This window comes from Mesorhizobium sp. NPDC059025 (assembly GCF_042739655.1).
In the GTDB taxonomy this organism is placed as follows: domain Bacteria; phylum Pseudomonadota; class Alphaproteobacteria; order Rhizobiales; family Rhizobiaceae; genus Mesorhizobium.
Map to the genome: position 1 here is coordinate 398,643 of NZ_JBHYIM010000004.1, position 16,979 is coordinate 415,621.

Annotated in this window: 22 protein-coding genes and 1 other RNA gene; 9 read left to right on the forward strand and 14 right to left on the reverse strand. The window is 60.8% G+C overall.

From position 1 onward, the window contains the following. Positions 1-29: 29 nt before the first annotated feature. Positions 30-617 (forward strand): dihydrofolate reductase family protein, encoded by a 588-nt coding sequence (locus ACFWYE_RS13225; protein ID WP_379111844.1) that lies wholly within the window; start codon positions 30-32, stop codon positions 615-617. A gap of 13 nt (positions 618-630) precedes the next feature. Here ACFWYE_RS13225 and ACFWYE_RS13230 read toward each other — a convergent pair whose 3' ends face one another. Continuing rightward, on the reverse strand, positions 631-1,470 hold the full coding sequence (locus tag ACFWYE_RS13230) for an AAA family ATPase (RefSeq protein WP_379111846.1): 840 nt from the start codon (positions 1,468-1,470) through the stop codon (positions 631-633). Positions 1,471-1,606: 136 nt separating this feature from the next. On the opposite strand from ACFWYE_RS13230, the gene ssrS reads away from it, so the two are divergent. The 4 genes from ssrS to ACFWYE_RS13250 all read left to right on the forward strand — a co-directional run bounded on the left by ssrS (position 1,607) and on the right by ACFWYE_RS13250 (position 4,137). After that, positions 1,607-1,763, forward strand: a non-coding RNA gene (gene ssrS / locus ACFWYE_RS13235) — 6S RNA. Positions 1,764-1,873: 110 nt separating this feature from the next. After that, a complete protein-coding gene (locus ACFWYE_RS13240; protein WP_144222771.1) occupies positions 1,874-2,455 on the forward strand; it encodes a 5-formyltetrahydrofolate cyclo-ligase in 582 nt (193 codons plus the stop codon). A gap of 8 nt (positions 2,456-2,463) precedes the next feature. Then, on the forward strand, positions 2,464-3,288 hold the full coding sequence (locus ACFWYE_RS13245; RefSeq protein WP_129412756.1) for a YmdB family metallophosphoesterase: 825 nt from the start codon (positions 2,464-2,466) through the stop codon (positions 3,286-3,288). An 84-nt stretch (positions 3,289-3,372) separates the two neighbouring features. Beyond that, positions 3,373-4,137, forward strand: coding sequence for a TerC family protein (locus tag ACFWYE_RS13250; RefSeq protein WP_144222769.1), 765 nt, complete (start codon positions 3,373-3,375; stop codon positions 4,135-4,137). Positions 4,138-4,176: 39 nt separating this feature from the next. On the opposite strand, the gene ACFWYE_RS13255 is transcribed toward ACFWYE_RS13250, so the two are convergent. Genes ACFWYE_RS13255 through ACFWYE_RS13270 form a run of 4 tightly spaced genes read right to left on the reverse strand, consistent with a single transcriptional unit; the run spans position 4,177 to position 5,956 of the window. Next, positions 4,177-4,536: a VOC family protein gene (locus ACFWYE_RS13255; RefSeq protein ID WP_379111848.1), complete on the reverse strand. Its 360-nt coding sequence runs from the start codon at positions 4,534-4,536 to the stop codon at positions 4,177-4,179. Positions 4,537-4,544: 8 nt separating this feature from the next. Next, positions 4,545-5,015 (reverse strand): SRPBCC family protein, encoded by a 471-nt coding sequence (locus ACFWYE_RS13260; RefSeq protein WP_379111850.1) that lies wholly within the window; start codon positions 5,013-5,015, stop codon positions 4,545-4,547. A gap of 44 nt (positions 5,016-5,059) precedes the next feature. Continuing rightward, positions 5,060-5,452, reverse strand: a complete 393-nt coding sequence (locus tag ACFWYE_RS13265) for a VOC family protein (RefSeq protein WP_379111852.1) — start codon at positions 5,450-5,452, stop codon at positions 5,060-5,062. Between the two features lie 21 nt (positions 5,453-5,473). After that, complete coding sequence (locus tag ACFWYE_RS13270) at positions 5,474-5,956, reverse strand: SRPBCC domain-containing protein (RefSeq protein WP_379065877.1); 483 nt, start codon at positions 5,954-5,956, stop codon at positions 5,474-5,476. A 51-nt stretch (positions 5,957-6,007) separates the two neighbouring features. Here ACFWYE_RS13270 and ACFWYE_RS13275 point away from each other — a divergent pair, with 51 nt between their 5' ends. After that, complete coding sequence (locus ACFWYE_RS13275; protein ID WP_379111853.1) at positions 6,008-6,331, forward strand: ArsR/SmtB family transcription factor; 324 nt, start codon at positions 6,008-6,010, stop codon at positions 6,329-6,331. 179 nt (positions 6,332-6,510) lie between these two features. Here the strand turns inward: ACFWYE_RS13275 and ACFWYE_RS13280 are convergent, their stop codons facing one another. The 5 genes from ACFWYE_RS13280 to ACFWYE_RS13300 form a co-directional block, all read right to left on the reverse strand. Next, positions 6,511-7,095 carry a tetratricopeptide repeat protein gene (locus tag ACFWYE_RS13280; protein WP_379111855.1) on the reverse strand — a complete coding sequence of 195 codons (585 nt, stop codon included), beginning with the start codon at positions 7,093-7,095 and terminating at the stop codon, positions 6,511-6,513. A 104-nt stretch (positions 7,096-7,199) separates the two neighbouring features. Beyond that, positions 7,200-7,448, reverse strand: a complete 249-nt coding sequence (locus ACFWYE_RS13285; protein WP_379111856.1) for a hypothetical protein — start codon at positions 7,446-7,448, stop codon at positions 7,200-7,202. Positions 7,449-7,787: 339 nt separating this feature from the next. Further along, the gene (locus tag ACFWYE_RS13290; protein ID WP_379111858.1) at positions 7,788-8,861 is read right to left on the reverse strand and encodes an ABC transporter ATP-binding protein; all 1,074 of its coding nucleotides are present in this window, start codon (positions 8,859-8,861) and stop codon (positions 7,788-7,790) included. A gap of 37 nt (positions 8,862-8,898) precedes the next feature. Next, positions 8,899-9,729, reverse strand: a complete 831-nt coding sequence (locus ACFWYE_RS13295; RefSeq protein WP_379065885.1) for an ABC transporter permease — start codon at positions 9,727-9,729, stop codon at positions 8,899-8,901. Next, entirely contained in the window at positions 9,726-10,646 is a 921-nt protein-coding gene (locus tag ACFWYE_RS13300; RefSeq protein WP_379111860.1) for an ABC transporter permease, read from the reverse strand. The genes ACFWYE_RS13295 and ACFWYE_RS13300 overlap by 4 nt, the downstream gene beginning before the upstream one ends. Before the next feature lie 48 nt (positions 10,647-10,694). Here ACFWYE_RS13300 and ACFWYE_RS13305 point away from each other — a divergent pair, with 48 nt between their 5' ends. Both ACFWYE_RS13305 and ACFWYE_RS13310 read left to right on the forward strand, forming a co-directional pair. Next, positions 10,695-10,883 (forward strand): hypothetical protein, encoded by a 189-nt coding sequence (locus ACFWYE_RS13305; protein WP_379111862.1) that lies wholly within the window; start codon positions 10,695-10,697, stop codon positions 10,881-10,883. Between the two features lie 60 nt (positions 10,884-10,943). After that, a complete protein-coding gene (locus tag ACFWYE_RS13310) occupies positions 10,944-12,362 on the forward strand; it encodes an aminotransferase (RefSeq protein ID WP_379111863.1) in 1,419 nt (472 codons plus the stop codon). Between the two features lie 90 nt (positions 12,363-12,452). On the opposite strand, the gene ACFWYE_RS13315 is transcribed toward ACFWYE_RS13310, so the two are convergent. From ACFWYE_RS13315 to ACFWYE_RS13325, 3 genes are all read right to left on the reverse strand, one after another. Then, positions 12,453-12,677: a hypothetical protein gene (locus tag ACFWYE_RS13315; RefSeq protein WP_379111864.1), complete on the reverse strand. Its 225-nt coding sequence runs from the start codon at positions 12,675-12,677 to the stop codon at positions 12,453-12,455. Positions 12,678-12,738: 61 nt separating this feature from the next. Further along, on the reverse strand, positions 12,739-13,626 hold the full coding sequence (locus ACFWYE_RS13320; protein WP_379111865.1) for a DMT family transporter: 888 nt from the start codon (positions 13,624-13,626) through the stop codon (positions 12,739-12,741). A gap of 123 nt (positions 13,627-13,749) precedes the next feature. After that, a complete protein-coding gene (locus ACFWYE_RS13325; protein WP_379111866.1) occupies positions 13,750-14,682 on the reverse strand; it encodes a phytanoyl-CoA dioxygenase family protein in 933 nt (310 codons plus the stop codon). Between the two features lie 130 nt (positions 14,683-14,812). Between ACFWYE_RS13325 and ACFWYE_RS13330 the strand changes: the two genes are divergently transcribed. Continuing rightward, on the forward strand, positions 14,813-15,676 hold the full coding sequence (locus ACFWYE_RS13330) for a helix-turn-helix domain-containing protein (RefSeq protein WP_379111868.1): 864 nt from the start codon (positions 14,813-14,815) through the stop codon (positions 15,674-15,676). Positions 15,677-15,746: 70 nt separating this feature from the next. Here the strand turns inward: ACFWYE_RS13330 and ACFWYE_RS13335 are convergent, their stop codons facing one another. After that, positions 15,747-16,949 carry an SRPBCC family protein gene (locus ACFWYE_RS13335; protein ID WP_379111869.1) on the reverse strand — a complete coding sequence of 401 codons (1,203 nt, stop codon included), beginning with the start codon at positions 16,947-16,949 and terminating at the stop codon, positions 15,747-15,749. Between the last annotated feature and the right edge of the window lie 30 nt (positions 16,950-16,979).

Genomic DNA, 16,979 nt, shown 5'->3' on the forward strand with positions numbered 1-16,979 from the left:
CTTCAACCCCAGTTCGAGGAGTTTCCGCAATGAAAAAGCTCATCCTTCAAATGCAGATGTCGGTGGACGGTTTTGTCGGTGCCGAAGAGGACAAGGACTGGCAGGTCTGGAATTGGGCCGACGACAATCGTTGGGACGAAGCGTTGAAGCGCGACTTCAACAGCCATTTCCAATCGATCGACACCATTCTCCTGAGCAGCAAGATGGCCGAGGAGGGATATCTCACCCATTGGGGCAACGCGGCCAGGCGTTATCCGCAAGATCCTTTCTACGCCTTTGCGCAGCGCATCGTCGAGGTGCGCAAGGTGGTGCCCAGCGATCGGCTCGACATGTCACGCTGGGAGCGTACGGAAGTGCGCTCGGGCGACCTCGCCAGGGAACTTGGCCTGTTAAAGGCGGAAGAAGGCAGCAATATCGGCGTATTCGGTGGTGCCGGTTTCGCTTCGGCGCTGATAGCGGCCGGTCTGGTCGACGAAATCCAGCTCTATATCAATCCGGCTGCACTTGGCCGCGGAACGCGGATCTTTTCCGAGGCCGGCTTCCAGAACCTGAAGCTGCTCGGCGCCAAGGCTTATGATTGCGGCATCGTGGTCAGCCGCTACGCGCCCGCGCGCTAAACAAGGCTTTCTCTTACCCCTGGCGTCTGGCCATGAACGCCAGACGTTCGAACAGATGCACATCCTGTTCGTTCTTGAGCAGTGCGCCATGCAGTTTGGGCAAGGCGTTTTTCGGGTCGGCGCGCAGATCCTCCGGCGAGATGTCGTCGGCAACCAGCAGACGGATCCAGTCGAGCGCTTCGGAGGTCGACGGCTTCTTTTTCAGGCCCGCCACGTCACGGATTTCGTAGAACTGGGTCAGTGCCGCACGCACAAGGCTCTGCTTGATGCCCGGATAGTGCACATCGACGATGCGATGCAGAGTGTCGACGTCGGGGAAGCGGATGTAGTGGAAGAAACAACGACGCAGGAAGGCGTCCGGCAGTTCCTTCTCGTTGTTGGAGGTGATGATGACGATCGGGCGCACGCTGGCGCGGATGGTCTCGCCCGTTTCGTAGACGAAAAACTCCATGCGATCGAGTTCCTGCAGCAGGTCGTTGGGGAACTCGATATCGGCCTTGTCGATCTCGTCGATCAGAAGCACGATCTTTCTGCCGGCGGCGAAGGCATCCCAAAGCTTGCCGCGCTTGATGTAATTGTGGATGTCGTTGAAACGCGCGTCGCCAAGCTGGCTGTCGCGCAGGCGCGAGACGGCATCGTATTCATAGAGGCCCTGCTGCGCCTTGGTGGTGGATTTCACGTTCCATTCGATGAGATCGAGGCCAAGGCCGGCTGCCACCTGACGGGCAAGTTCGGTCTTGCCGGTGCCCGGCTCGCCCTTGACCAGAAGCGGCCGCTCCAGCGCGATCGCCGCATTCACCGCCACCATCAGATCCTTGTCGGCGACATAGGCCGATGTTCCTTCAAACCGCATCGAAAACTCCAGTTCCGTCACTGCGAATCTAGAGGCGGGCGGCGGAAGGGGCAAGCCACGGGTGGTTTGGCTAAAAGACGGGTAAGACAAAGATGCCCACTGGCAAGCTGGTCGGCGGCGCTCTATATTTGCCGGCGACGGTCTGCGTCTCGCGGCAGGAGAGACATTTCCCCGGGGCCTTATTGATCTCGAAGGGAGCTGTCCCTGACCGGACCCGTGGGTTCGGACATATGGCGCCCACCTACTTTGTAGGTTCCCGGGATCAACTTCTCCACCGGTTGCGTGGATCGTCACTTCCCCCTTTTTTGTCTCGGGCTGTGTTGGCTTAAGGTCGCCGTTGCGACAGTGCGCGTTGCCGTGCCATGGCATAGGCGCTGCGAGCCGACAGGAGTGCCTTCCCATCATGCACAAGGAACGCAAGAAACAACTGCGCAAGGAGGCTCTGGCGCGCCGCGACGCGCTCGACCCGTTCTGGCGCATCGAGGCGTCGCTGGAGATGGCGGAGACCGCGCGCGACAGCATTTCCTTCGAACACGGAGCGATCGTTTCCGGCTTCTGGCCGATGCGTTCGGAAGTCGACGTGCGGCCGATGATGTTCGCGCTGCGCGAACATGGAGCACGGCTGTGCCTGCCGGCGATTCTCGACAAGACCACGATCGCCTTTCGCGAACTGGTGCGTGGCGCGCCGCTGGTCGAAATGGGATTCGGCACGCATGGCCCCGGCGACGAGGCCGAGGTGCTGGATCCGGATATCATGCTGATCCCGCTCGCCGCATTCGACGCCCGCGGTCACCGCATCGGTTATGGCGCCGGCTATTATGACCGGGCGATCGCCAGGCTGCAGGATGCCGGCAACCAACCACGCCTGATCGGCATCGCCTTCGATTGCCAGGAGGTGGCGGAGGTTCCGGACGAGCCGCATGACGTGGTCATCCCCGAAATCCTGACAGAGAGCGGGTTGCGGCGGTTTTCCCAGCAGTTATAGATGACTGCATGAGACTGCTTTTTCTGGGCGACATGGTGGGCAAGACGGGCCGCACGGCAGTGTGGGAACAACTGCCCGGCCTGATCTCCGACTTCAAACTGGATTTCGTCATCGTCAACGGCGAGAACGCCGCCGGCGGCTTCGGCATCACCGAGGAGATCTTCCGCGAGACGATCGCCGCCGGTGCCGATGTGGTGACGACCGGAAACCATGTCTGGGACCAGCGTGACGCGCTGAACTTCGCACCGCGCGAGGAACGATTCCTGAGGCCAGCCAACTTCCCCAAGGGTACGCCTGGGCGCGGCTCGGGTGTTTATATCGCGCGCAACGGCGCGCGCGTGCTGGTTGCGAACATCATGGGGCGGGTGTTCATGCATCCCGAGCTCGATGACCCGTTCCAGGCGGGCGAACGCGAGCTTGCCGCTTGTCCGCTCGGCGAGCAGGCCGATGCCGTCGTGATCGATTTCCATGCCGAGGCGACGAGCGAAAAGATGTGCTTCGCGCATTTTGTCGACGGCCGTGCCTCGCTCGTGGTCGGCACGCACACCCATCAGCCGACCGCCGACCATCAGATCCTCAATGGCGGAACCGCCTATCTGACCGATGCCGGCATGTGCGGCGACTACGATTCCTCGCTCGGCATGGACAAGGAAGAGCCGCTCAACCGGTTCCTCTCGAAGGTGCCGAAGGGCCGCTTCGAAGCAGCCAATGGACCTGCCACAATCTGTGGCGTTGGCGTTGATATCTCTGACCGAACTGGTCTGGCGGAACGTGTTGCGCCGTTTCGCCGCGGACCAAGACTGGAAGAAACGGTTCCGTCCTTCTGGTTGTGACATTGAAGACGGGAGCCGTCGTACCTAACTGCCGCCGAAACCTAATTTGCCTGCTTCAGATCGTTCAAGGGGAAGACGACCTCCATGCAGATCATCGAGTTTCTTGCGCCGTACTTCACTTTCGTCAACGACCCGACCGCCTGGGTCGCGTTGCTGACCCTAATCGCGCTCGAGATCGTTCTCGGCATCGACAACCTGATCTTCATCTCCATCCTGACCAACAAGCTTCCGGAAGCCCAGCGTGCCCGGGCGCGCCGGCTTGGCATTGGCGCCGCGCTCATCATGCGGCTTCTGCTATTGGCCACGATCTCGATCATCGTCGGGCTGACGGCGCCGGTGTTCAGCGCCTTCGGCCATGACTTCTCCTGGCGCGACCTGATCCTGATCGCCGGTGGCCTGTTCCTCGTCTGGAAGGCGACGAAGGAGATCCATCACACGGTCGACCCGCAGGATCATCAGGATTCGATGATCGGCGAGACGCTGCAGATCAGCCTGGGTGGCGCGATCGTGCAGATCCTGCTGCTCGATCTGGTGTTCTCGGTCGATTCCATCATCACCGCCGTCGGCATGACCGACGAGATCGCCATCATGTACATCGCGGTCATCGTCACCGTGGTGGTCATGCTGCTGGCGGCTGCTCCGCTTGCGAACTTCATCGCCAAGAACCCGACCATCGTGATGCTGGCGCTCGGCTTCCTTTTGATGATCGGCATGACGCTGATTGCCGACGGCATGGGCTATCATGTGCCGAAGGGCTACATCTACGCCGCCATGGGCTTCTCGGCACTGGTCGAGGCGCTCAACATGCTGGCGCGACGCAGGAAGGCGAAGAAGAGCGCAGGACACTGAGGCTGCCTTTGCCCGTCTCCAATGGAGGCGGGCAAGTCTTCAAGCGGTGCCGAACATCACCTTGCGGCCATCGGGGTCTTCGACGGTGACGACGACGTCGTCGAGGGCGAAGGGTTCGATGGCGAGCGCCTCCAATCGGGCAAGAAAGCCTTCCCTGTCATCGATCTTGAAATAGAGATGGGTCAGGTTCGAACCGGCCAGAGGCGGATGGGCGTAGGCAGCGAAAGCCGCTGCCTCGTGGATCGCCAGCTGAATTTCGTCGCGGTCGACCCGCCAGTAAACATAGCTGCCCGGCGTGCCGACCTGTTCCAGCGGCAGGCCGGCGACACGGCGATAGAATTCCGCGGTTTCGCCCGGGCTGGTCGACGTCAGGAAAATTCCCCGAAACATCATCGGCATGATCGCACCTATGCGGACGGTACGCCGGAAGGATGCCGGTCACCGATCAATCCAAGCGTGATGCCTTGTTCCAGCCAGGCCTTGGCGCCTGCGAGGACGAGCGCGAAGCCATCCGTCGAATCCACCGCCGCCTTGACCTGCTGGCCCGCGTCACCCTGGAAGTCGAAATTGCGGATGGCGACGAAGGTGGCTGTGCCATCGAGCATCGGTTTGAAGGTCCATTCGACGGTGGTCGCGGGCTCGCCCCAGCCGATGAGGATCTTCTCGTCTTTCAGCAGTTCCCTGACGGCGACAGGGGACTTGAAGTCATACATGCGCCATTCCCATTCGACTTGCCGGCCGGAATCGAGACGGGCGCTGCCGTGCGTGAACCAGAATTTCGACGTGATGACCGGGTCGATGAAGGCTTCATAGACCTCAGTCACCGGCTTGCGGATCAGCATGCCGACTTCCGCGGCGGGGGCCTTGTGCAGTTCCATCGCTTTCTTCCCTTCGTGTCTTCAGGTTGGCGAGGCTATGGCTGTCAGGGCAGATTGATCTGCCAGGAAACACCGAAGCGGTCATTCAGCCAGGCGAAGCGCCGGCTGAAGCCATAGTTGTCGAGCGGCATCAGCATCCCGCCACCCTCGCCAAGGTTCTGCACGATCCGGGACTGCTCGTCTTCGGAGGTACAGGTGACGAACAGCGAGATCGACGGCGTGAAAGTGAATGCGTGGTGGACATGACTATCGCTGGCCAGAATCTCGAGGCCGGCGATTTCGGCGCGAGCCAGCCGGACCGAACCCTTGGGACCTGCTTCGGCTGCGCCATAGCGATCAATAGCGAGAATGCGGCTCGCCGGTACGATCGCGCAGTCGAGGTTCAGTGCCTCCTCGGCCTTGCCCTCGAACATCAGAAATGGTGCTGCCGTCACCATGATACTCTCCTCTCGATGGGGTCAGATGTTGTCCTCGCGGGCCGGTTCGCCCTTCATCTCCGAACGGTAGTAGCCGTCGCGCAGATTGATGCCGTATTCGACATAGGCCTTCATGCAGGCGAGCATCTGCGACCAGCCTTCGCAGTTCAGGTAGGAACGCTTGCGGCCGGGCTCATCCTCACGCCAGCCTTCCTCGGCAATGGTCACGAATGTACCGCCGTCCTCGAGCTGCTCGAAGTTCATCTCGATGCGGGTCTTGTAGGATGGCTTGTCGTCCGGTCCGCTGCCGTCCCAGCGCAGGACGATGCGGCGCTCGGGCACGACTTCGTCGACTTCGACCGGAATTTCGCCCCACCAGGTCACAGTTGTGCCGGCGACCAGTGGCGCGGAGGCACCGCGGATGGTGGTGAAATAACCGCTGAGCTTGGTTGGATTGACGACCGCGTCGAACACTTCGGCGACAGGCTTGCCGATACGTCCCGAAACCCTGATTGCGATGGACATGTCCACAGCCTCCTGCTTGAAATTCCCCCTATCATGTTATAAAAACATAACATGTCAAGCGAAGCAAAAGACGACCATGTTTTCAAGGCCTTGGCACATCCGCGCCGGCGCCTTCTGCTTGATGAACTCAAGGATGGGCCGAAGACGACAGGCACTTTGTGCGATATGTTCGCAGACATGGATCGTTGCACGGTGATGATGCATCTCAAGGTGCTGGAGGATGCCGGACTGGTGGTCGCCCGCCGCGAAGGCCGTGAGCGCTGGAACCATCTCGACGCGCTGCCGATCAAACGCATCCACGACCGTTGGATCAGCGAATACGCGACCCATGCCGTTTCGATCCTCGATCGCCTGAAAGCGGATCTGGAAGGATGACGCTTCCTATTCGGGATCGAACAAGATTAGCGCCAAATCGTACACTCTAACTCTTTCTGTGCGCGCAATTGCGGACAGAAAACCGCTACGAACTTTTCCGGGACCTTGCTTTAAGGTCACGCGGAGCAACCTTCATTGCGAACCCGCATAAGTGGTCTGCTTCCGTAGGAAGTTGTGTGTCAGATCAGATAGCGCGGCCCGTTCGGTGACTTTTGACTCAGGTCTCGTTGCCTCAACCTGTGTGTAGCGAAATCATAGCCTTGCCGTTCCTGAAACGACCTGGTCTCGCTGTTCATGAAGTCCGAATAGGTCTGCATCAGTGTCAGAGCCTTCACGAACTCGCCTTGTTCAGCATAGACATCCATAGCTTCGCGCAACACGGGATAAGCCTGACTGTCTTTCGTTCCTCCCGTCGGAATCGAGGCAAGTTTTGCACGTCCCTTCCAGATGGGATCTTCAGTGAGATCCGCCGGTCCGGTATCGAGTCGAGAGAACCAGCGGGCGATATTGTCGACCGGCCCACCAAAACCGAAGCTTGGTGGAGAAATGATCATCTGAACGGCCAATCGGCACGCCTCGTCGGTGCGCTGCATTCGCAAATATTGCCCGGCCAGTGCGGCCAGCGCCTCCGTGTATTCCGGCAGGGCAGCCACGGCCTTTTCAAGTTGCGCGACGGCCGGGTCAAACGCCTTTTCGGCAATCAGCTCACGCGCCTTGCCATAACAATTCCTGGCCGAATCCGGATCTTCTTCAAAGGTAGGCAATTCTATCCAGTCGTGACTATCGATACCTTCGGTCTTTCCCAGAAACGCCTTTAAACCACTGAAGCCTGGCTCCAGTCTCCCACCGTCATGCTGTGTTTCAGCAATTAGCGGCTCGCTGTTCTCCCGGCCACCGGCCAGTAAAAACCAAAATAATCGCCGTTGCCGAGTTGATGGGCCTCAAAGGTTACGAAACCCAGCGGCAGGTAGCTGCTGAGTACGTCAGTCTTGTTAATTTGCAGATGCTCGACACCTGCCGGCAAGCGTAGTCCTGCGGCCTGCGGGGGGAGGGCTGTCTCAGCCGTGATTTCTGATGAAAACAGGCGTTTGAGGTAATGTAGAAGACCCGAATTCATGCTCGCCTCCAAGTTTCGAGATTCTACACCAGTGTCGAACGGATGATGATTCTTAGAGCAATTCCAGGCAAATTGTGTAACGGTTCGCCGTCCGGAATTGCACAAAAACAAAGAGTTGGAGCGTTTCCGTGAAAAAGGGAACCGTTCTGATCGTTAACATGCATGACGGTCTGCTGATTGGTCCCAAATTTCTCGGTGATAGCCGAAACACTCAGGCCCGTCGCAACAGATGCCGGAGGGCTTCAGGCTCTTGTGCCTTCCTGACCGCCTCGTGCGCTCGGCTTGTCGTTCGCTTTCTGTTTGCCTGGTGTGTGATTTCGAACGGCTGTTGTTTCGACCCTATTCCGCCATCGCCACCAGCGCGTCGCGGTCATAACCGAGGCGGATGGGGGCGCCGACAGGAATGTCGTCGGCGCCGAAATCGTTTGTCTCGGTGACCGACAGCGGCTTTTCCAGGCCTGGGATATCGACGATGAGATGCGTGATCTCACCGAAATAGTGTCGCTCCAACACAGTGCCGGACACCTCGTACTTGGCCGTTGCGCTGTCCCACAGCACGCGCAGCCGCTCCGGTCTGATGCCAAGTGTGGTGCCGGCACCGTTACGCATCAATGCCTTCGGCTTTTCGGTGGTGACGCGGCCGAAACCCAGAGTGTCGACGGTGATGGACGAGCCGTTCTCCTCGACGATCTCGGCCTTCACGAAATTCATGCCGCCAAGGAAATCGGCAACCTGTCGGTTCACCGGCCGCTGGTAAATCTCTTTCGGCGAAGCGATCTGCGCGATGCGGCCGCCGAACATCACGGCGATGCGGTCGGACATGGCAAGGGCTTCATACTGGTCGTGGGTGACGAGGATGAAGGTGATGCCGACTGCCTGCTGCAGGCGGCGCAGTTCCACCTGCATCTGCTCGCGCAGCTTCTTGTCCAGCGCGGACAGAGGCTCGTCGAGCAGCAACACCTTGGGTCGCATCACCAGCGCGCGGGCCAGCGCCACGCGCTGGCGTTGGCCGCCGGAGAGCTCATGCGCACCGCGCTTGCCGAGGCCGTTCAGCGAAACCATGGCGAGCACGTCGTCGACACGGCGCTTTTCCTTGGCCGGGGCGAGTTTCAGCCGCTTCAATCCATAGGCGACATTCTGTTCGACGTTGAGGTGCGGGAAGATGGCATAGCTCTGGAACACCATGTTGGTGGGGCGCCGGTTGGCCGGCACGCCGACCATTTCCTGCCCGTCGACGGCAATGGTGCCGCTGGTCGGGTTGTCGAAGCCGGCGATCATCCTGAGCAATGTGGTCTTGCCGCAGCCGGAGGGGCCGAGCAGGGAGAAGAATTCTCCCTCGCGAATGGTCAGACTGCAGTCGTCCAGCGCCTTGAAGGCGCCGTAGCTGCGGGTGACGCCCTTGATTTCGATCATCGGACGATCCGGTGTCGGGCGGTCGGGCATTGGCCGGTCAAGCATGCAGAAGACCCTCTGACTGGGTGCGACGCGCGGCGCGGCGGCGCAGGATTTCGGCGATGGAGAGCAGCACGAAGGAGCCGATGAGCAGCAGCGTGCCGAGCGCCAGCACACCCGGCAGCTTGGCGGCGAAACGCAGCTGACCCCAGATATAGATCGGCAGCGTCGCATCGGTTCCGGTGAGGAAAAAGGCGATGATGAAATCGTCGAGCGAGATGGTGAAGGAAACGAGCAGGCTCGAGATGATGGCGGGCGTGACCATCGGCAGGGTCACCCGCCGGAATGTGCCGAAGGCACTCTCGCCAAGATCGGCCGATGCCTCCTCGAGGCTGCGGTCGAAACCTTCGAAGCCCGAGGTCAGAACCGACATTGAATAGGGTATGCAGATCAGCACATGGCCGAGAACGACGGTGAAGAGCGAGAGGCTGAGGCCCAGCTGCAGCATGACCAGGAGCATCGAGATGGCAACGATGACTTCCGGCAGCACCAGCGGCGCCATGATCAGTCCGTGGATCGGGCGTCGCCCGGGGAAACGGTAGCGCGTGATGGCGCGCGCGGCGAGGATGCCGAGGGTCGTGGAGAGCACGGCGGCTGAAACACCGACGATCAGGCTGTTCCAGGCAGCATCGATCAGCGCCGGCGTCTTCGGCAGGTCGCGGTACCATTGCAGCGTATAGCCGGCGAGAGGGAATTTCGGCGAAGCCGAGGTGTTGATGGAGAAGATCGGCAGGAACAGCACCGGCAGATAGAGGAAGCCGATGTAGAGGAAGGCGTAGGCCGCCAGCCAGGAATTGCCGCCGGGCAGGAAACGCTTGAGGGCGGTCATCGCGAGAGCCTCATTGTCGCGCGAAGCAGGAACACGGTGGCGCCCGCCATCAGGCTGACCACGACCATGGTCGTTACGGAAAGCGCTGCCCCCAAGGGCCAGTTCGCCGCCTTGCCGAACTGTGCCTGGATGGCGTTGGCGATCATGACGCCGTCCTTGCCGCCGACCAGCTTCGGCGTGACGTAGTCACCGACCGTCGGGATCATCACGATGAGCAGCGCCGAGATCACGCCTGGTGCCGACAGCGGCAGCGTCACGCGCAGGAAGGATCGAAACGGCCCATCGCCAAGATCCTTGGCCGCCTCGATCAGTGTACGATCGACTTTTTCGAGCGAAACGTAGATCGGCAGGATGGCGAAGGCCGCCCATGCATGGGTGAGCGTGATGATGACCGCGCTGGTGTTGTAGAGCAGGGCGGTGGACGGCTCGCTGATCAGGCCGAGCCCCATCAGGCCGGAATTCAGCACGCCGTTGTAGCCAAGGATGACCTTCCACGACATCACGCGCAGCAGATAGCTCGTCCAGAACGGGATGGTGATGAGAAAGAGCCACAGGCTCTTGTGACGGCCGCCGTGGAAGGAAATGAAGTAGGCGATCGGATAGGCCAGCACCACGGTGAACAGCGACACCAGAAGCGACACGAAAAGCGAGCGCCACAATAGGTCGAGATAGATCGGTTCGGTCAGCGCGGTGCGATAGTTCTGCAGCGTGAAGGTGTGGTCGATGGTGAGGTAATTCTGCGTCCAGAACGAATGGGCGAACACCACCAGGATCGGCAGCAGCAGCAGGATAAGAGCGTAGAGAAGCGTCGGACTGATCAGGGCAAGGCCCTGGAAGGTTTCGGACTGCAGAAAGGGTGGCCTTCGCCTGATGATGTCCGCAGCAAGTGGCGGCGACCCTTCCGCGGCTGCCGTCATTGCAGCGCTCCGGTTGCGTATGTGGTCGCCGGCCTGGATCGTCGCGCCATGCTGCCTCCCGCCGGTCGTTCCCGCATTTTTTTGTCGAGATTCGACCACCTTGTGCTTGCGCTTCGATACGCAGCTTTGGGCGGCGATCCTCTTGCCGGCTTTCCTCATCATGAGCGCATCCGCCGGTTGAAATCAAGTGATATTTCTGCGATGTTGATTGAACAGCCATTCAAAATAAGTTGGTGAAACCCGACGTTCCCAACGGTTTGAGTGGTTTCGGAAAATTGTATTGGAAGCGAGGCGGTGATGGCTGCGGTGCGCGAGACAAGAAGCGGTGAGCCGAATGCAGGAGTTCCGGAAAACGCTGTCGAGACCGCGCGGCGTCACCTCGTCCAGCCTTGGCCGGTGGCTGCCACCGTCGGTGCGGAGGCGCGGGCGCTGATCGGCGATGGTGACGGCATCTACATCACCGACGCCGTGGGCAAAAAGTTGATCGACGGTCCGGCCGGCATGTGGTGCACCAATGTCGGTCATCGTCGCGAGGAACTGGCGCGCGTGCTCTACGACCAGGCGATGCAGCTTTCCTACAACACACCCTGGTACACGATGAACGCACCTTCGGCGGAGCTGGCACGGCGTATCGCCGCCGCGGCACCAGGCGATCTCAGTCACGTCTTCTTCACCACCGGCGGGTCGTCAGCGGTCGAGACCGCGCTGCGTTTCATGCAGTTCTACAACAATGTGCGCGGTCGGCCGGAAAAGAAACTGATCCTGTCGCGCGGTGGCGCCTATCACGGCTCGACCTATCTGGCGGCTTCGCTGAACGGCCGCCCGCGCGACCGCGACTGGATGGACGGCGCCGACGAGCTGGTGGTGAAGTTGTCATCACCCGATCCGTTCCGCCGGCCGAAGGGGATGGAAGTCGATGCCTTTGCCGACATGCTGGTCGAGGAGTTCCGCGGCAGGATCGAGGCGATCGGCGCCGACAGGATCGGTGCCTTTGTCGGCGAACCTGTCCAGGCCTCGGGCGGCGTCATCGTGCCGCCCGACGGCTATCTCAAGCGCATCCGCGAGATCTGTCGCGAGAACGATATCCTTTACATCTCGGACGAGGTGGTGACGGCATTCGGCCGGCTCGGCCACGTCTTTGCTTCCGGCGATGCGTTCGGGCTTGACCCAGACATGATCACCTTCGCCAAGGGGGTCACCTCCGGCTATTTCCCGCTTGGCGGCGTTGTCATTTCCGTACGGTTGCTGGAAGAACTGCGTCGCTCCAACCATCCCGACGCGATGTTCGCGCATGGGCTGACCTATACCAGCCATCCGATCGGTTGTGCGCTGGCACTGAAGAACCTCGACATACTGGAAGGCGAGGTTCTGGCACATGCTCGGGCCGTTGCGCCCTATTTCCAGGCACGGCTGAAGTCGCTGGAAGATCTGCCGCTGGTCGGTGAGGTGCGCGGGCTGGGATTGATGGCCTGCGTTGACTGCGTGGCGGATCGCGAAAGCAAGAACCCGCTGCAACTGGACAGGGCAGTCGGCGCGCGCATCGATGCGCATTGTCACGAGCTTGGGCTTCTGGTGCGGCCGCTGATCAACATGTGCGTGATGTCGCCGCCGCTGATCATCACCCGCGAGCAGGTCGACATGATGGTGACGATCCTGCGTGAAGGCATCTCGCGCACGATGGAGGATCTGCGCCGTGAGGGCCTGTGGCAGGGCTGAGGTTAGAGCGTCTCCGCCACACGCGGAAATGTCTCTGTGTTTCTGGGCAATTCGGAGCGTAATACCGCTGCGTGCTTTGCTGGAATTGCTTCAGCCGTCGCCGCCGCCACCACTGTCGCCACCCCCGTGACCTCCTCCGGAATGGTGGTCGCCGCCATAATGCCCTCCGCCATAATGCCCTCCGCCATCGCCGGATCCCAGGGAACCACCGACGAGCGGCACCATGAACCGGCGGCTGGACGTGCGGTATTTGATGCCGAGGAAGATCGCGGCGACAATCGCCACCGGGATCAGCAGATAGAGCCATTCGTCCATATCGCCGCTTCCTTGTGTGGAGGCTGACTATCGCATGGTCGAAGGTGTTTGTGGACCCGAGCTAGGCGACTGGTTCATCGACGCGGATCGTCTTGCTTTGCCAAAGCAGGATCAGGCCGGCAAGGACGATAAGAGCAGCGCCGGCGATGGTGGCCGGGCCGGGAACCTCGTTGAAGGCGAGATAGCCGATGATGGCTGCCCCCACCAGCTCGAGATAGACAAGTGGTGCCAGCACCGATGTTTCGGCAAGCCGGAAGGCGACGATCAGCATGAAATGACCGATCAGGGAAAAGATACCCACTCCGGCGAAAAAGATGAGGTCGCTCCAGGCAGGTGTGGACCAGGTGAACAGGGCCTGCGGCAACAGGATCAGCGCACCGAAGGCGCATTGGAAGGCCAGTGTCTTGAGCGGGTCGCTTTCCAGCGCGGCCTTTCGGGTGACGATCATGTAGAAGGCGAAACACAAGCCCGAGGCGAGCGCCAGCAGAATGCCGGGGTCAATCGTGCTGCCCGGCTGCAGGATGACCATAGCGCCGGCGAAACCAAGCACCAGGCTGATGCCCTTCACCGACGTCATACGCTCCTTCAGGATGAGCACCGACAGCACCATGCCGATGATGGGCGCGATGAAATAGGCGCTGATGGCGGTGGCCAGCGGGATGAAGGTGATGGCGACGAAATAGAGTGACATCGCCGTGACCAGCAGGATGGTGCGCAGCATGTGCGCGCCAAGGCGCTCTGAGGGGAACACGTGCCAACCGTGGCGCGCAAAGGCATAGGGCAGCACGAGGATCGTAGCCACGGCATAGCGCGCCCAGCCGATGAAGAGCGGCGAATAGTCGGCACTCAGATATTTCGCCAGCCCGTCGACGATCTGGATGGCAAAGGCCACCGCGGCCATCAGCAGGATGCCTCGGGTCTGCGGGGATAGGCCGGCGGATGCGCTCATGCGCGGCTTCTAGCGCTAAGCCTCATGCCGTTACAGTCGAAGATATTGATCCAGACAGGCAGAATTCACTCCCTTCTTCGGCGTTGGTGAAGAAGGGAGTGTGACGTCGCCGGCCGATAGATCCTACCAGCGCGTCTGGCCGAGCAGCTTCTCGCCCAGCGGCGTCAGGCTTGCAGTCCTGGCGTTGTGTTTTTCCCATTCACGCGGGTCACCCGGGAAGGCGTCACGCTGCGGATGGTCGAGTTCCCGCCACAGCCGGAGGCGTTCCTGGCGCTCCGCCTCGTCGTCCCATTCTGCCGGATGCATGGAGATATACTGCGCCATGCGCACGCGGTTGTCGGAATGGTTGGGCCGCACGCCATGGGCAAGCAGCGAGTTGAAGATCATCAGGTCGCCGGCTTCCATCTCGATGTTGACGGTTGCCTGACCGGTCATGTCGGGATGCATCGGGTCGCGATCGGCGGGCTGGGTCTTCTCCCAGGCCTCGAAATCGGAGAACAGCTTCGGAACGCATTGGAAGCCGCCGACATCGCCGTCCTGCTTCTGCAGGCTGAGCACCCCTTGCACACCGATCGGCATCGGGCGGATCGAGGTGTCGACATCCCAATGGATGAAGCCGTTCGGGTTGCCCTTCACCTTTTTCGGCGGGTTGAGGTTGGCGCGGTCGATGGTCACCCACAGGTCTTCGCGATCCCAGATGTCGACGAAGGCGTCGTAGATGCGCCGCTCCATGCGATTGTCCCAGAGATACTGGTGATTGTAGATCTCCAGCATGCCGGTGTTGTTGAGCTCCTTCATCTTGTGCTCGCGTCGTTGCGGCGCATACCAGGTGGAAGGATCCGTCGGGTCCTTCTCATCGAAGCGCCACAGGAGATCCACCAGCCGTTTGACGTTCTCGGCAGGCACAGCCTGGCGCACGATGACGTAGCCATTGGTGATCCAGTGCTGCCAGTCGTCTTCGGACAGCACGCGCAACGGCAGCGTCTTCTCGATGTCCTTCAACTGGGTCGACATCTTCGTGGTTGGGTGATGGTCTTTCACGGCTGCTGCTTGCATGGCTCTCTCCCTGGCTGGCGCACCCAATGGTGGGGCATGAGCGGAAGAATAAAGAAGCAGGGGAAGTCGTGTTGTCCTGCACCAGCAATTTATGGTACTATTATGGCGTTTTGAAACAAGGCAGCGCCGTATGAAGCCCTATCTCGAGCGGGTGCCAGCCAGTCTCGACGCTTCCTGGAGCATGCTGAACCGGCGGCTCGACGACGGCATTCCGTTCCAGTGGCATCATCATCCGGAACTCGAGCTGACCTTGACGCTGAACTCGCGCGGGCACCGTTTCATCGGCGATCACGTCGGTACTTTCGATGGGATCGACCTGGTCCTGGTTGGCTCCAACCTGCCGCACACATGGTCGTCCTCGGAAAAACTCGATCCGTCCTTGCCGCATATCGCGCTGGTGGTGTGGTTCAAACAGGATTGGATCGAAGCGACCACCCGTTCATCGGTCGAACTGGGCGCCGTCGGCGCGCTTGTTGCCAAAGCTGGCACCGGTCTGCGTTTCTCGACCGAAGCGGCCGTTGCGCTCGCCGATGACTTCAAGCGGCTGTTCGAGCTACCCGCGCCGCAGCGGCTGCTCGCCATGCTCGCCATCCTCGACAGGCTCGCGGGTGATGCCGAAATCGAACCGCTTTCCAGCGAGGCCCTGGTGCCGATGGAGCGCGAGGTCGGTGCTGAGCGGATCGACCGGGTGCTGACCCACATCCATCAATCCTATACCCAGGAGATTCGGCTGGAGGAGCTTGCCGGCATCGCCGCGCTCAGCGTTTCCGGAACACACAGGCTGTTTTGCCGGCATATGCGCGCGACGATTTCCGACTACATCATCCGGCTGCGCATCGGCGATGCCTGTGCACGCCTGTCGGGAACGAGCCAGCCGGTCCAGCATATCGCGGGTGCCGTCGGCTATGGTTCGCTTGCCAACTTCAACAGGCATTTCCGCCGTCTGCGTGGCATGTCGCCTCGCGACTACCGCGCGCGATTCAGGTTGCAATAGATCGAGCTGAGGGGTTCACTCGCGACCTCACGGTCTCGTCGCTGCGCGAGGACCGGGGTGGTCAGACTTGTCACACCCGGCTGAGCAGCGCGGCGTTGAGCGCATCCATATCCTTCTCGGCTGGCTGGACTTCCAACGACAGCACCGGCAATTGCCGGCGCAGATGGTCGTGATGCGTCCGTACGCCATATTCGAGGTCGGACATATAGAAGCCGGCAAAGGCCTCCGACAGCATGGATTCGTTCGACCAGACCGAAAGCTGCACGTCCTCTGCCATGGTGTCGCGGTCGATGCGGAAAGCAAGATAGCGAGCGGCAGCCTGCTTGCGGCTCTCGTCGGCGTAGCGGTAGATGGCACCGCGCAGCAGCGTCTCGCCGGTCGACAGCGGGAACTCCTGATAGAATTGCACCGATTCCGGCGTTACCGCGATGACGGCGTTGGGAAACAGACCATAATAAATCCAGGCCTTCTTCTGCGTCTCGGGAAGATGGTCCGGCTGCGGTGCAATCCGTACATAGTTCTTGACGCTCCAGCGGCGACCGGCGTGCGGATTGTAGGTTGCGAAGGAGCGCGAGATGCCATTGATGAAAGGCTCGTCGTAGTAGGTAGAGCCATAGAGGTCCTGCAGGGCAGGATGCGCCATGGCGACGTGGTAGCCTTCATTGTCGACATCGCGCACCGATTTCCAGTTGACCGGGCTCTTCTGGGTCCAGATGCCCCAGGACGGCACCATCTCGGCGGCACGGTAGGGCGCGAACTCCGCCTCGATCGGCTTCAGCAAGTCGGCCACGGCCGGTTGTGGTCCGCCATCGCGGAAACGGATGAAGATGAAGCCCATCCAGATCTCCAGGTCGAGCGGCTTCAGGCCGAATTCGGTCTTGTCCAGTTCCGGGAAAGAGCGGGGACGGGCGGCACCACGCAACGTGCCGTCGAGATTGTAGACCCAGCCATGGAAAGGGCAGACCAGCGCATTGGCGCAATGGCCCTGATTGTCGGCGACCACGCGGCTGCCGCGATGCCGGCAGAGATTGTGGAAGCCGCGCACGAGGCCGTCCTTGCCGCGCACGATCAATGCACGCTCCCCGACCACGTCCATGGTCAGATAATCGCCTGGATTGGGTACGTCGGAGATGTGGCCGGCGATCTGCCAATGGGTGCGGAACAGATGCTCCTTCTCCAGTTCCAGCAGCGCGTCGGAATGGTAGGCCCAGCCTGGCAAGCCACTGCGGTCCCAATCGTTGGGGATCGCCACATCGCGAAAATGTGGGTTCATAATGAGTGCTTTCTTATTGAATAATCATTC